Source organism: Pseudomonas sp. NCIMB 10586 (assembly GCF_023127895.1).
Classification (GTDB): Bacteria; Pseudomonadota; Gammaproteobacteria; order Pseudomonadales; family Pseudomonadaceae; genus Aquipseudomonas; species Aquipseudomonas synxantha_A.
In genome coordinates this window covers 1-12,675 of record NZ_SPKQ01000049.1, presented here as the reverse complement: position 1 = coordinate 12,675, position 12,675 = coordinate 1, and the positions used below count along the sequence as shown (strand labels likewise).

Here is a 12,675-nt window from a genome sequence, read left to right as displayed (position 1 = left end):
GGCATGACTCAGACATTGCACACCACGCTGCTGATTATCGGCGGCGGCCCCGGCGGCTATGTGGCGGCGATTCGCGCCGGCCAGCTGGGCATTCCCACCATACTGGTGGAAGGCCAGGCACTGGGCGGTACCTGCCTGAACATCGGCTGCATTCCGTCCAAGGCGCTGATCCATGTAGCCGAGCAGTTCCAGCAGACCGTGCATCACAGCCAGGGCTCACAACTGGGCATTGAAGTGGATGTGCCGACCCTGGACATCCGCAAAAGCGTGGAATGGAAAGACGGCATCGTCGATCGCCTGACCACGGGTGTCGCCGCGCTGCTGAAAAAACACAAGGTGCAGGTCGTTCACGGTTGGGCCAAGGTTATCGACGGCAAGACTGTCGAGGTGGGCGACCAGCGCATCCAGTGCGAACACCTGCTGCTGGCCACCGGTTCGAAAAGTGTCAACCTGCCGATGCTGCCGATTGGTGGGCCGATCATCTCGTCCACCGAAGCCTTGGCACCGACCCGCGTGCCCAAGCGCCTGATTGTGGTGGGCGGCGGTTATATCGGCCTGGAACTGGGTATCGCCTATCGCAAGCTCGGTGCCGAGGTCAGTGTGGTCGAGGCCCAGGAACATATCCTGCCCGCCTACGATGCCGAGCTGACCTTACCGGTGGCTGAGTCCCTGAAGAAACTCGGGGTGAAGCTGTACCTTGGGCACAGTGTCACCGGCTTTGCCGACAACAAGCTGCAAGTGCGTGCGCCCAATGGCGACACCTTGGCGCTGGACACCGACCAGGTGCTGGTAGCCGTTGGGCGCAAACCCAACACCCAAGGCTGGAACCTCGAAGCGCTGAACCTGGACATGAACGGCGCGGCGGTCAAGATCGACAGCCGCTGCCAGACGAGCATGCGCAATGTGTACGCCATCGGCGACCTCAGCGGCGAACCGATGCTGGCGCACCGGGCCATGGCCCAGGGCGAGATGGTGGCCGAACTGATCAGCGGCAAGACCCGCGAATTCAACCCGGCCGCGATTCCAGCGGTGTGCTTTACCGACCCGGAACTGGTGGTGGTCGGCAAGACCCCGGACGAGGCCAAGGCTGCCGGGCTGGACTGCATCGTGTCGAGCTTCCCGTTCGCCGCCAATGGTCGGGCCATGACGCTTGAGTCCAAAGCCGGTTTCGTGCGGGTGGTGGCGCGGCGTGACAATCATCTGATTGTCGGTTGGCAAGCCGTGGGGGCTGGGGTGTCCGAGCTGTCTACCGCGTTCGGCCTGAGCCTGGAAATGGGCTCGCGCCTTGAGGATGTGGCCGGCACCATTCACGCCCATCCGACCCTTGGCGAGGCGGTGCAGGAAGCGGCATTGCGGGCACTGGGGCACGCCTTGCATCTGTGAAACTGCGGTGACGCTATCGCAGGCAAGCCAGCTCCCACATTTGGAATGCAGTCAAATGTGGGAGCCGGGCTTGCCCGCGATGACGGTGGACCAGCCAATACAAAGGCTCAATGGTCCACCCACCCGCTCCCACACAAGCCAAGAATGCAGTATTGTTGCTCCCATCCAGAAAAAAATCCGACTTGACCAGAGATAGAGGGTGTCATGGGTAACGAAAGCATCAATTGGGACAAGCTGGGTTTTGACTACATCAAGACCGACAAGCGGTTTCTCCAGGTCTGGAAAAACGGCGAATGGCAGGAAGGCACCCTGACCGACGACAACGTGCTGCACATCAGCGAGGGCTCCACCGCCCTGCACTATGGCCAGCAATGCTTCGAGGGCCTGAAGGCCTATCGCTGCAAGGACGGTTCGATCAACCTGTTCCGCCCGGACCAGAACGCTGCACGTATGCAACGCAGCTGTGCCCGCCTGTTGATGCCGCATGTGTCGACCGAAGACTTCATCGACGCCTGCAAACAAGTGGTCAAGGCCAACGAGCGCTTCATCCCGCCGTATGGCAGTGGCGGCGCGCTGTACCTGCGCCCGTTCGTGATCGGCACCGGTGACAATATCGGCGTACGCTCTGCGCCGGAGTTCATCTTCTCGGTGTTCGCTATCCCGGTCGGGGCCTACTTCAAAGGCGGCCTGGTGCCACATAACTTCCAGATCTCCACCTTCGACCGCGCTGCGCCGCAAGGCACCGGTGCCGCCAAGGTCGGTGGCAACTACGCCGCCAGCCTGATGCCGGGCTCTGAAGCGAAGAAATCCGGCTTCGCCGACGCGATCTACCTGGACCCGATGACTCACTCGAAAATCGAAGAAGTCGGCTCGGCCAACTTCTTCGGGATCACCCACGACAACCAGTTCATCACGCCGAAGTCGCCTTCGGTGCTGCCAGGCATCACCCGCCTGTCGCTGATGGAACTGGCCCAGACCCGCCTGGGCCTGGACGTGGTCGAAGGCGAAGTGTTCATCGACAAACTGGACCAGTTCAAGGAAGCCGGCGCCTGCGGTACTGCTGCGGTGATTTCACCGATCGGCGGCATCCAGCACAACGGTAAGATGCACGTGTTCCACAGCGAAACCGAAGTCGGCCCGGTTACCCAGAAGCTCTACAAAGAACTGACCGGTGTGCAGACCGGTGACGTTGAAGCGCCCGCGGGTTGGATCGTCAAGGTTTGAAAATGATCTGAACCTGCCACTTCAGAAAAAGGCCCATTCACCGCTGTCGGTGAATGGGCCTTTTTTATGCGGTGGGTTACTGGATGTGCAATCACCTGTGAAGATTGACAGTAGACAGTAAAAATCGGCACACCTAAGTTAACTCTCCTTCTAAACCCAGCAGGAGCCCATCATGGCGATCTATGAATTACGTGTGTCCGCAGAAGATTTCGAGAATGACGGTAGTAAAGAAATCGTGATGGAAACTTACATTAACAACGACCTTGATTGGGCCGTTTACGCGTCATCCAGCAAGCACGACGGGATTTACGATACCGCCTCGGCACCCGATGACGTCGACGGCGATGGAGACTACGATAACGATGACAAGGCGCTTTACCTGAACGTAGCCAACGCTTTCGCCAAAATGACAGCCTATGCCATAAAAAAACGAAAAAAAGCGAAGAAATAAAGCTCACCAGCCATGACCAGGTTGCCGTCGGTCATGCGCGTCAACCGTTGATATTTTCTGCAATCCTCTTACCCATACTGATCCTCGGCTCCACCCCATACCCCAACGCCTCATAAAACCCCACCACGACGTCATTGCCGCCGGTGATCTGCAGGTTGATCTTCATGCAGCCCAAGGCCGTCAACGCCTGCTCGGCATGGCGCACCAGCGACGATCCCAAACCATGGCGACGATAGTCGTCATGCACCGCCACCGAGTACAACCAGCCACGATGGCCGTCATAGCCCGCGAGAATCGTACCAATCACGGCTTTCTTGTCGGTGGCCACGAAGAACAGCCCATCGTTGACCGCCAGCTTCTTGTCAATCGCCAGGCTCGGCAGGTTGTGTGCGGTGTCATAGCCAAACGCCTGCTGCCATAACTCAATCACTTGGGCGCGATGCTGCCGGTCGCGGTAGGGGCCGATGGGATGCCGTGACAGCAAGGTCTTTTCCATGACCAGCGTGCGCTCGTTGCCATGGTAGACATCGCGCACGGTGTGAAAACCCAGCTTGCTGTAGAACGGCTCGGCGGTCAGTGATGACGGCACACTCAACACCGTCACCCCGGCTTCGCGGGCACGCAGTTCGATCTCGATCATCAACAAACGGCCGATACCCTGCCCTTGCAGCTCGGGATTGACGAAGACCGAACGCACCACGTTGGCATCAAGGGCAGCGGTGGCGACGATTGAATGGTCCTGGGTAGCCACCAGCACAATACGGCGGTTGAGCAGTTCCAGAACCGCATCGGGCGTGAAGTGAGTGGCGACGCGAGCAATCACATCTGCTGGATAATCCCGTGCATTGCTGCTGTGCAAGGCCGCCAGAATGACCTGGCTGATGCCCTGGGCATCGGCTGCTTGGGCGAGACGAACAACGGTCGACATGACTCCTCCTGGCTGGCGCGACTGTAATGAACACCCCACTGTGCATGTGGAAGGGAGCTTGATCCCGATAGCGGTGGGTCAGCTAAAGATAAGCTATACGCCTCGTTGATGCCCTGCATATCGATCATTTCCACATCCCGGACAATCCTCTGTTCGGCGCAGAACCCAGCATCTCCCGGGCTTTCTGGATACGGCCGATCAGCGAACCGCAACAGGTGCGGGCAATGCCATTGACGCTGAACCGTTCAACCAAGCACGCCCATACAATCGGCGTCACCGCCCGCCCCCTAAGCTTTTGACTTTCTTAAAAGCGCTGGAGAGTAGGCATGTACAGAAAAGTGAGGGCGGTAACCCTGGCCGTGACATTGCTGGCCGGGGCCATGGCGGGCAGCGCATGGGCGGCCACGCCGGTAGTGGCTGTGGCGCCGCAATACGACACCAGCCATGTGTATGTAGCACCCGCTGATGTAGAGGGTTTTGCCCAGAGTTTCCTGGCCACGTTCGGGGGCAAGAGCACGCCCCAGGTGGTGGTCAATGTGCTGCCGGTGCCGAGCAGCACCACTTCGCAACTGTTGCAGACCCCGGCCGGCACGGTGTCACTGTTCGGCTTCACCACGCCCATCCCCCATCCTTTCGGCCAGGAGCGCAATGGTTATCTGGTCAAGGACATGGACGTGGCCCTGAAGGCAGCTCGGGACAACGGCGCTGCGGTCATCGTCAGCGATTTTCCCGATCCCATCGGCCGCGATGCGGTGGTGCAGTGGCCGGGCGGCGTGAACATGCAGCTGTATTGGCACACCAAGGCTCCCGACTACGCCGCCTTCCAGACGGTGCCGGAAAACCGCGTGTACCTCAGCGCCGATCGCGCCGACCGCTTTATCAAGGCGTTCCTTGGCTTCTCCCACGGCAAAGTGGTAGCCGATGACAAGCACGCACCTGCTGTGGAGGTGGGCCAGGCTGGCGGCACTTACCGACGCGTCGAAATCACGTCGCCCTTTGGGCGTATGGCGGTACTGGTGACCAACGGCCAACTGCCCTACCCCTTTGGCCATGAAACCACCGGCTATGAGGTAGCCGACCTGACGGCCACCCTGGCCAAAGCCACGGGCTCGGGCGCTACCGTACTGGTGCCGAGCTTCGCCAGCAAAGGCCGTCGCAGCGCATTGGTGCAATTCCCGGGCGGTTACGTCGCGGAAATTCACCAACTCATCGCGGCGAAATGATCCGTCGTACAGGCTGGGGCCTGGCCGTGCTGTGGCCGCTGGTGGTGGGCAGCGTACATGCCGACAATCAACCGACCCGCCCGGCCATCAAGGCCAATCGCTGGCAGGAAGACTGGTCTGTGCTCAAGGATCCGGCATTGCGCACGCAACCGTTGGACAACCTCAAGTACATCCCGCTGTCCGCCGCCAACCCGTTCACCTACCTGTCCATGGGTGCGACGTTGCGCGAACGCTTCGAGATGAACGACGCCAGCGGCTTCGGCGTGCGCGATGTAGCGCGTGATCGCTACCTGATCCAGCGTTTTCAGGTGCACGCCGACTTGCACCTCAACGAACACTGGCGGCTGTTCACCCAGCTGGAAGATGTACGGGCCTATGACAAAACCACCATCGGCGGCGCCGACCAGAACCGCGTAGACCTGCGCCTGGCCTTTGCCGAATACGTGAAGACCTTCAGCGCCGGCACCTTTAAGGCTCGGGCGGGTCGCCAGGACTTTGCCTTCGATTTGCAGCGCTTTATTTCGTCGCGCGATGGCCCGAATGTGCGCCAGTCCTTCGACGCGCTGTGGGCCGATTGGGAAACGCCCCAGTGGCGTTTTATCGGGATCGCCAGCCAACCGGTGCAATACCAGGATGGCCGGCACTTTGACGACAAATCCAATCGTGACGCGCGCTTCCACATGCTGCGGGTCGAGCGGCTGGTGGGCGGCAGCAATGAGTTGTCGGCCTATTACGGCGTCTACGAGCGCCGTGCCGCCCACTACCTGGATGCCGACGGCAACGAGACCCGCCAGTTGCTCGACGTACGCCTGGGCGGCGCGGCCCGGGGCTTCGACTGGGATATCGAAGCCATGCTGCAAAAGGGGTCGGTGGGCAGCCAGGCGATCCGCGCCTGGGCCGGCGGCAGCCGTACCGGCTACACCTTCGACACGCTGGCCTGGACACCGCGCCTCGGCCTGCAAGTGGATGTCGCCTCCGGTGACCGCAAGCGCGGTGATGGCCGCGTCGGCACCTTCAACCCGCTGTTCCCCAACGGCTACTACTTTTCCCTGGCCGGTTATACGGGCTACAGCAACCTGATCCACGTCAAACCATCAATCACCGTCAAACCCATCGCCAAGCTGAGCGTGCAAACCGCTGTCGGCCTGTTGTGGCGGCAGACCACCGCGGACGCGGTTTATACCCAACCCAACCTCGCCGTCGCCGGAACGGCTGGCCAGGGTCAACGCTGGACCGGCGCCTATGGCCAAGTGCGCACCGACTACGCGTTTACCTCCAACATCAGCGGTGCAATCGAGGCCGTGCACTACGCGGCTGGCCAGACCCTGCGTGATGCCGGTGGGCACGACAGCAACTACCTGGGCATGGAACTCAAGTTCAGTTGGTAACCTCAGGCGAGCACACCCATACAAGCCTGGGCTCAGGTTAACGGCAATAGTGATACGGTTTTTTCAGCGCTTTTTTAACTCAAGCAAGGAGATTCAGATGAGCACCTTCGTTGCCAAAGACGGTACCCAGATCTACTTCAAGGACTGGGGCAGCGGCAAGCCCGTGCTGTTCAGCCACGGCTGGCCGCTGGATGCCGACATGTGGGAATACCAGATGGAGTACCTGAGCAGCCGCGGCTTTCGCACTATCGCGTTCGACCGCCGTGGCTTTGGCCGCTCGGACCAACCCTGGACCGGTAACGACTACGACACCTTCGCTGACGATATCGCGCAGTTGATCGAACACCTGGACCTGAAGGACGTGACCCTGGTGGGCTTTTCCATGGGTGGCGGTGATGTGGCGCGCTACATCGCCCGCCATGGCAGCGCTCGTGTCGCCGGCCTGGTGTTGCTGGGTGCCGTGACGCCGATCTTCGGCCAGCAACCCGACTATCCCCAAGGCGTCCCCACCGAGGTGTTCGATGGCATCAAGGCCGGCCTGTTGAAGGATCGCGCCCAATTCATCAGCGATTTCAATACGCCGTTCTTCGGTATCAACAAGGGCCAGCAAGTCTCGGAGGGTGTGCTCAGCCAGACCCTGCAGATCGCGATGCTTGCCTCGCTCAAGTCGACCGTGGATTGCGTCAGCGCCTTCTCCGAAACCGACTTCCGCCCGGACATGGCCAAAATCGACGTGCCGACCCTGGTGATCCATGGCGACGGCGACCAGATCGTGCCGTTCGAAACCACCGGCAAGGTGGCTGCCGAAATGATCAACGGCGCGCAACTGAAGGTCTACAAGGATGCACCCCACGGGTTTGCCGCGACCCACACCCAGCAGCTCAATGAAGACCTGTTGGCGTTCCTCAGCCGCTGAACCGCTTGCAACCTCCTCTCCTTGTTTGGCCGGGTTCGCCCGGCCTTTTTTTGCTCAGGCAAAGCGCGTCCGAAACCGCGCCAACGTACTTGCAGGCTTGTGCTGAAATCCTGCGGTTGCCCCAGGCCGTTGCATTGCCGAAAGAACCCGGCATGATCTTGCTGAACTGCCGACCCCGCGCTACGGTCCCAACCCATACGCTCATCGCTACAGGAACTTTTCCATGACGCTCCCCCAAGAAATGACCCTGATCGAAATCACCACGCCTGGCGGCCCCGACGTCTTGCAGCCACGGCGCGCCGACGTGCCAGTGGCCGGGCCAGGCGAGATTCTGATTCGCGTGCACGCCGCCGGGGTCAACCGCCCAGACGCGCTGCAACGCGCCGGCAAATACCCGATGAAACCCGGCATGAGCCCGATTCCCGGGCTGGAAGTGGCCGGTGAAGTGGTGGCGCTGGGCACTGGCGTGACTGAATACAGCCTGGGCGACAAGGTGTGTGCCCTGACCAATGGCGGTGGCTATGCGCAGTTTTGTGCGGTGCCGGCCAGCCAGGCGCTGCCGATCCCGGCGGGCATGGACTGGATTCAGGCCGCCGCCGTGCCGGAAACCTTCTTCACGGTCTGGGCCAACCTGTTCGACCTCGGCGGTGCCCATAAAGGCCAGCGCGCCTTGATCCACGGCGGCACCAGCGGCATCGGCACCACCGCATTGATGCTCTGCCAGGAGTTCGGTATCCAGGCATTCGCCACCGCCGGCAGCGCAGACAAATGTGCCGCGATTGCCAAGCTGGGCGCCGAACCGATCAACTACCGCGAACAGGAGTTTGCCGAGGTCATTGCCCAACAGACCGACGGCAAAGGCGTCGATGTGATTCTCGACATCATGGGTGCCTCGTACCTGAACAACAACCTCAAGGCCCTGGGCATGGACGGTCACCTGGTGATGCTCGGCTTCCTCGGTGGCGGCAAGGCTCATGACGTCGACCTGCTGACCATCCTCGCCAAACGCGCGGTGATCACCGGCTCCCTGCTGCGCGCCCGCACCCGCGAAGAAAAGGCCGCGATTGCCGAACAGCTACGCGACTACGTGTGGCCGGTGCTCAGCGCCGGGCGCTGCCTGCCGATCATCGACAAGGTCTATGCATACACCGACGCCGCCCAGGCCCATGCGCGCATGGAAGGTGGGGATCACATTGGCAAGATTGTGTTGCGGGTGGAGTGAGGCGCTTTCCTCAATCCTTGGCGACCGGCCAAGTTTGACGGTACTCGGCACAAATGTGGGAGGGGCGTGTGTCACTCCGGTTCGGCATACACCGGATAATCCACATACCCCGCCTGAGTCCCCCCATACAAGCCCTCTGCCTTCAACGCATTCAATGGCCAGCCATTGAAAATCCGCTGGGGCAGGTCTGGGTTGGCAATGAACGGCCGTCCGAAGGCGATCAGGTCCGCCAGCCCTGCCTCTACCAGCCGTGTACCGCGCCCGGCGGTGTAGCGGCCGGCGTAGATGATCCTGCCGCTGAAGGTGCGGCGCACGGCCTGGCGGAATGTTTCAGGCAGGTCCGGCGCGTTATCCCAGTCGGCTTCGGCGATGGAAACATAGGCGATGCCCGACGCCTCCAGCACTTTGATCGCTTCGATATAGGTACGGTGCGGGTCCTCTTCCACCAGGCCAATGTAGACCCGATCCTGATCGGTACCGCTGAACAGCGGCGAAAAGCGCACGCCCAGGCGCTGCGGCCCCACCACCTTGCACACCGCCTCGACAATCTCGCGCAGCAAGCGCAGGCGATTGTCCAGCGAACCGCCGTACTCATCCTCACGGATGTTGGAGTGGGCCGAGATGAACTGGTTGACCAAATAGCCGTTGGCCGCATGGATTTCCACACCATCGAACCCGGCGTCCAGGGCATTGCGAGCAGCCTGGGCGTAGTGCCCGACCAACTCGTCGATTTCCAGCGCGCTCAACGCACGAGGCACGGGTGGCTGCACCAGCTCACCCACACCCGGACCGGTTTCAATAAAGGCTTTGGCTTGCAGCGCCGGCAGTGCAGACGGCCCCACCGGTGCGGCGCCGCCAGGTTGCAAGGCGTTATGGGACACCCGCCCCACGTGCCATAGCTGGGCAAAGATCACCCCACCCTCGGCATGTACCGCTGCGGTGACCTTGCGCCAACCCTCGATCTGCGCCGGTGTATGGATGCCCGGCGTCCATGCGTAGCCCTGGCCGCGCGGTTCGATCTGCGTACCCTCGCTGACCATGAAGCCGGCACTGGCACGCTGGCGGTAATATTCGGCCATCAGGTCGGTGGCGATATTGCCCGGCTGGGCGCTGCGCTGGCGTGTCAGCGGCGGCAGCACAACGCGATTGTTCAAGCGATGATGCCCCAGCTTTATCGGGGTGTTCAAAATGCAGTCAGGCATGGGGATATTCCAAATTCAGAACGAACGAAAACCCTGGCGACTCCTGGGAGTCGCCAGCGCGTACCTCGGTTTATTAACTTAAGCGCTGAGTGTCAGCAGGGCCTTGGCCACTTCGCTGGAGCTGCCCGGGTTCTGCCCAGTGACCAGCAAGCCATCGACAATCACAAAGGATTGCCAGTCGGCGCCCTTCTCATACTTGCCGCCCAGTTTTTTGAATTCATCTTCAATCAGGAACGGCACAACATCGGTCAATTGCACCGCGGCTTCCTCAGAGTTGGAGAACCCGGTCACACGGCGGCCCTTGATCAACGGCTCACCGTTGACTGCCTTGACGTGGCGCAAGGCACCCGGTGCATGGCAGACAAATCCGATGGGTTTGCCGGCCCGTTCGAACGCCTCGATCAACGCGATGGACACCGGCGACTCCGCCAGGTCCCACAGCGGGCCGTGGCCGCCAGGGTAGAACAGGGTGTCGAAGTCGGCGGTGTTGACCGTTTCCAGCTTCACCGTGGTAGCCAGGGCCTGCTGCGCAGCCGGGTCTGCGGCGAAGCGCGCTGTCTGCTCGGTTTGCGCATCCGGTTCATCGCTCTTCGGGTCCAACGGCGGCTGGCCGCCGGCCGGGGAAGCCAGCACCACATCGGCGCCAGCGTCCTTGAACGCGTAATAAGGGGCGGCAAACTCTTCGAGCCAGAAGCCGGTCTTGCGCCCGGTATCGCCAAGCTGGTCGTGAGAGGTCAGTACCATTAATACTTTCATTTTCTAGTGCCTCGATCGATGTGAGTAGCAGGGTTTTCAGGGCCGCCCAACAACTGTTGGGTCAGCAGCAGCGCCTCGCAGAACGGCGCAGTGGTACGGGTGATCTTGCCCATGACGCTGGTTCCCAGCCACAGCGCATACAAGCGCTTGGCAAGGCTGTGCGGAGCGTGCTCGAACCTGAGCGAGCCGTCTTCGACCCCGCGCTCCAGGGCCAGCGCGAGTAACTCGATGGTGCGCGAAGTACCGCGCTGCAACGCCAATCGCATCGGCTCTGACAGGTCAGAGACTTCAGCCCCCAACTTGACGGCCAGGCACTTGCCGGTATCGGTGCAGCCAGTGTGGTTGTCGATCCAGCCTTGCCAATAGCGCATCAACTTGGCGTGATGGGTTAAACCCGGCTGATCCAACAGCTGCTGCATACCTTCGACGTACTGATCGAAATAGGTATCGAGCAACACCACGCCAAACGCATCCTTGGAGTTGAAGTAGTGATAGAACGAGCCCTTGGGCACTTGTGCGGCGTGCAGGATTTCGTTCAAGCCCACCGCGGAAAATCCCTTGGCACCGACGATGGATTGCGCACGTTCAAGAATCGCTTGCCGTGCACTGCTGCTTGCGTTGCTCATGCTTGCCTCCGTGCGATTAGACCAGTCGTCTAGTTCGTTGGGGCCATGTTAGGCAGCGAGGCAACCACTCACAATGTCATATCCGCAAGGATTCCGGACATGCGCCAAAGTCGGTTGCCGTTTGCCTGGTACACGCCGACAATCCCCTCTCCCCTGCCCCTTGGAGAGATGCAATGCACAGCGTTGCGCTGATGGTTTACCCGAATTTCCAGTCGTTGAGCCTTAGCCTGGGCTCGGTGTTCGAGTGCGCCAACCTGCTGCGCGGCGAGCCGGCCTATGAGTTTCACCTGGTATCGGAAAGCGGCGGCGCGGTGATGACCTCCCAGGGCTTTTCAGTCAATACCAACGCCATCCGCCCAGAGGGTTATGACACTCTGATCGTCAGCGGCTACCTGGAGTTTCGCCTGCCGGAGGCCAACCTGCTGGAACTGGTCAAGGCAGCATCAGCACAGTCGCGCCGGGTGGCCTCGTTATGCATGGGCATCTTTGTGCTGGCAGAAGCGGGCCTGCTCGCCGGCAAACGCACCACCACCCACTGGATCCACGCGCCGGCGTTTCGCAAGCGCTACCCGGATATTCGCCTGGAAGAAGACAAGTTATTCGTGGTGGACGGCCAGGTGTGGACCGGTGCCGGCATGAGCGCCGGGGTCGACCTGGCACTGGCGATGGTGGAGAACGACCTGGGCAGCGACCTTGCGCGCCGCATCGCACGCAAGCTGGTGATAGCCCAGCGCCGCGGCAGCGAGCAATCGCAACTCTCAACCTTGCTGGAACTGGACCCCAAATCCGACCGCGTGCAACTGGCCCTGGCCTATGCGCGTGAAAACCTAACCCATGATTTATCGGTAGAAGCCTTGGCCGAAGTCGCCCGGCTCAGCCCGCGCCAGTTCAGCCGAGTGTTTCGCGAAGAAACCGGGCAAACCCCGGCCAAGGCCATCGAAGCCCTGCGGGTGGAAGCGGCGCGGGCGATGATGGAAACCAGCCGTCACCCGGTGGAAGTAGTGGCCCGCGAAACCGGGTTTGGTGATCGCGAACGCATGCGCCAGGCGTTCCTCCGTGCATTCGGGCAGCCGCCCCAGGCGATGCAGCAGGTGCTGTTCAATCCAGGCTAGGCCCGTGTGGGAGGGGCTTGCCCCCGATTACCATAGGTATCTACACAACTTTGCATTCGCCAACAGTAACCACGATGCGAAGCGAGCCGCTCTTGATCTTGCCCCCGTAACCACAATGCGAAGCGAGCCGCTCTTGACCTTGATCTTGATCTGCTTTTGATCTGAGGCGCCCCGTCAAACCACGCTGGCCGTAATTCGACAGGGATTTGGGGGGTAAACCGGCAGGGATGCCGGTTTAGCCGCC

At 61.2% G+C, this 12,675-nt stretch carries 12 protein-coding genes; 8 read left to right on the top strand and 4 right to left on the bottom strand.

Annotated features, from left to right (window positions below):
* The first annotated feature begins 3 nt into the window (after positions 1–3).
* From lpdA to E4P01_RS23460, 3 genes are all read left to right on the top strand, one after another.
* Positions 4–1,383, top strand: a complete 1,380-nt coding sequence (lpdA, locus tag E4P01_RS23470) for a dihydrolipoyl dehydrogenase (RefSeq protein ID WP_032880474.1) — start codon at positions 4–6, stop codon at positions 1,381–1,383.
* A 204-nt stretch (positions 1,384–1,587) separates the two neighbouring features.
* Positions 1,588–2,607 carry a branched-chain amino acid aminotransferase gene (locus E4P01_RS23465; RefSeq protein WP_005789450.1) on the top strand — a complete coding sequence of 340 codons (1,020 nt, stop codon included), beginning with the start codon at positions 1,588–1,590 and terminating at the stop codon, positions 2,605–2,607.
* Between the two features lie 172 nt (positions 2,608–2,779).
* Positions 2,780–3,058 carry a hypothetical protein gene (locus E4P01_RS23460; RefSeq protein WP_050549410.1) on the top strand — a complete coding sequence of 93 codons (279 nt, stop codon included), beginning with the start codon at positions 2,780–2,782 and terminating at the stop codon, positions 3,056–3,058.
* A 40-nt stretch (positions 3,059–3,098) separates the two neighbouring features.
* On the opposite strand, the gene E4P01_RS23455 is transcribed toward E4P01_RS23460, so the two are convergent.
* Entirely contained in the window at positions 3,099–3,986 is an 888-nt protein-coding gene (locus tag E4P01_RS23455; RefSeq protein WP_078821750.1) for a GNAT family acetyltransferase, read from the bottom strand.
* A gap of 326 nt (positions 3,987–4,312) precedes the next feature.
* Between E4P01_RS23455 and E4P01_RS23450 the strand changes: the two genes are divergently transcribed.
* From E4P01_RS23450 to E4P01_RS23435, 4 genes are all read left to right on the top strand, one after another.
* The gene (locus E4P01_RS23450) at positions 4,313–5,209 is read left to right on the top strand and encodes a hypothetical protein (RefSeq protein WP_032880472.1); all 897 of its coding nucleotides are present in this window, start codon (positions 4,313–4,315) and stop codon (positions 5,207–5,209) included.
* Positions 5,206–6,597: an alginate export family protein gene (locus tag E4P01_RS23445; protein ID WP_103735482.1), complete on the top strand. Its 1,392-nt coding sequence runs from the start codon at positions 5,206–5,208 to the stop codon at positions 6,595–6,597. The genes E4P01_RS23450 and E4P01_RS23445 overlap by 4 nt, the downstream gene beginning before the upstream one ends.
* A 97-nt stretch (positions 6,598–6,694) precedes the next feature.
* Positions 6,695–7,513, top strand: a complete 819-nt coding sequence (locus E4P01_RS23440) for an alpha/beta hydrolase (protein ID WP_005789458.1) — start codon at positions 6,695–6,697, stop codon at positions 7,511–7,513.
* Positions 7,514–7,736: 223 nt separating this feature from the next.
* Positions 7,737–8,735, top strand: a complete 999-nt coding sequence (locus E4P01_RS23435) for an NAD(P)H-quinone oxidoreductase (protein WP_248130144.1) — start codon at positions 7,737–7,739, stop codon at positions 8,733–8,735.
* 71 nt (positions 8,736–8,806) lie between these two features.
* On the opposite strand, the gene E4P01_RS23430 is transcribed toward E4P01_RS23435, so the two are convergent.
* The 3 genes from E4P01_RS23430 to E4P01_RS23420 all read right to left on the bottom strand — a co-directional run bounded on the left by E4P01_RS23430 (position 8,807) and on the right by E4P01_RS23420 (position 11,319).
* Positions 8,807–9,937, bottom strand: coding sequence for an alkene reductase (locus E4P01_RS23430; protein WP_216091762.1), 1,131 nt, complete (start codon positions 9,935–9,937; stop codon positions 8,807–8,809).
* Positions 9,938–10,015: 78 nt separating this feature from the next.
* Complete coding sequence (locus E4P01_RS23425) at positions 10,016–10,693, bottom strand: type 1 glutamine amidotransferase domain-containing protein (RefSeq protein ID WP_078821754.1); 678 nt, start codon at positions 10,691–10,693, stop codon at positions 10,016–10,018.
* Positions 10,690–11,319, bottom strand: a complete 630-nt coding sequence (locus tag E4P01_RS23420; RefSeq protein WP_216091763.1) for a TetR/AcrR family transcriptional regulator — start codon at positions 11,317–11,319, stop codon at positions 10,690–10,692. The genes E4P01_RS23425 and E4P01_RS23420 overlap by 4 nt, the downstream gene beginning before the upstream one ends.
* Before the next feature lie 173 nt (positions 11,320–11,492).
* Here E4P01_RS23420 and E4P01_RS23415 point away from each other — a divergent pair, with 173 nt between their 5' ends.
* Positions 11,493–12,431 (top strand): GlxA family transcriptional regulator, encoded by a 939-nt coding sequence (locus E4P01_RS23415; protein ID WP_032880454.1) that lies wholly within the window; start codon positions 11,493–11,495, stop codon positions 12,429–12,431.
* The last annotated feature ends 244 nt before the right edge of the window (positions 12,432–12,675 follow it).

What these genes read in the sequence shown, in the direction of transcription:
- E4P01_RS23460 (WP_050549410.1), top strand. Translation starts at nt 2,780, where the DNA reads ATGGCGATCTATGAATTACGTGTGTCCGCAGAAGATTTCGAGAATGAC.
- E4P01_RS23440 (WP_005789458.1), top strand. Translation starts at nt 6,695, where the DNA reads ATGAGCACCTTCGTTGCCAAAGACGGTACCCAGATCTACTTCAAGGAC.
- lpdA (WP_032880474.1), top strand. Translation starts at nt 4, where the DNA reads ATGACTCAGACATTGCACACCACGCTGCTGATTATCGGCGGCGGCCCC.
- E4P01_RS23455 (WP_078821750.1), bottom strand. Translation starts at nt 3,986, where the DNA reads ATGTCGACCGTTGTTCGTCTCGCCCAAGCAGCCGATGCCCAGGGCATC.
- E4P01_RS23435 (WP_248130144.1), top strand. Translation starts at nt 7,737, where the DNA reads ATGACGCTCCCCCAAGAAATGACCCTGATCGAAATCACCACGCCTGGC.
- E4P01_RS23415 (WP_032880454.1), top strand. Translation starts at nt 11,493, where the DNA reads ATGCACAGCGTTGCGCTGATGGTTTACCCGAATTTCCAGTCGTTGAGC.
- E4P01_RS23465 (WP_005789450.1), top strand. Translation starts at nt 1,588, where the DNA reads ATGGGTAACGAAAGCATCAATTGGGACAAGCTGGGTTTTGACTACATC.
- E4P01_RS23420 (WP_216091763.1), bottom strand. Translation starts at nt 11,319, where the DNA reads ATGAGCAACGCAAGCAGCAGTGCACGGCAAGCGATTCTTGAACGTGCG.
- E4P01_RS23450 (WP_032880472.1), top strand. Translation starts at nt 4,313, where the DNA reads ATGTACAGAAAAGTGAGGGCGGTAACCCTGGCCGTGACATTGCTGGCC.
- E4P01_RS23425 (WP_078821754.1), bottom strand. Translation starts at nt 10,693, where the DNA reads ATGAAAGTATTAATGGTACTGACCTCTCACGACCAGCTTGGCGATACC.
- E4P01_RS23430 (WP_216091762.1), bottom strand. Translation starts at nt 9,937, where the DNA reads ATGCCTGACTGCATTTTGAACACCCCGATAAAGCTGGGGCATCATCGC.
- E4P01_RS23445 (WP_103735482.1), top strand. Translation starts at nt 5,206, where the DNA reads ATGATCCGTCGTACAGGCTGGGGCCTGGCCGTGCTGTGGCCGCTGGTG.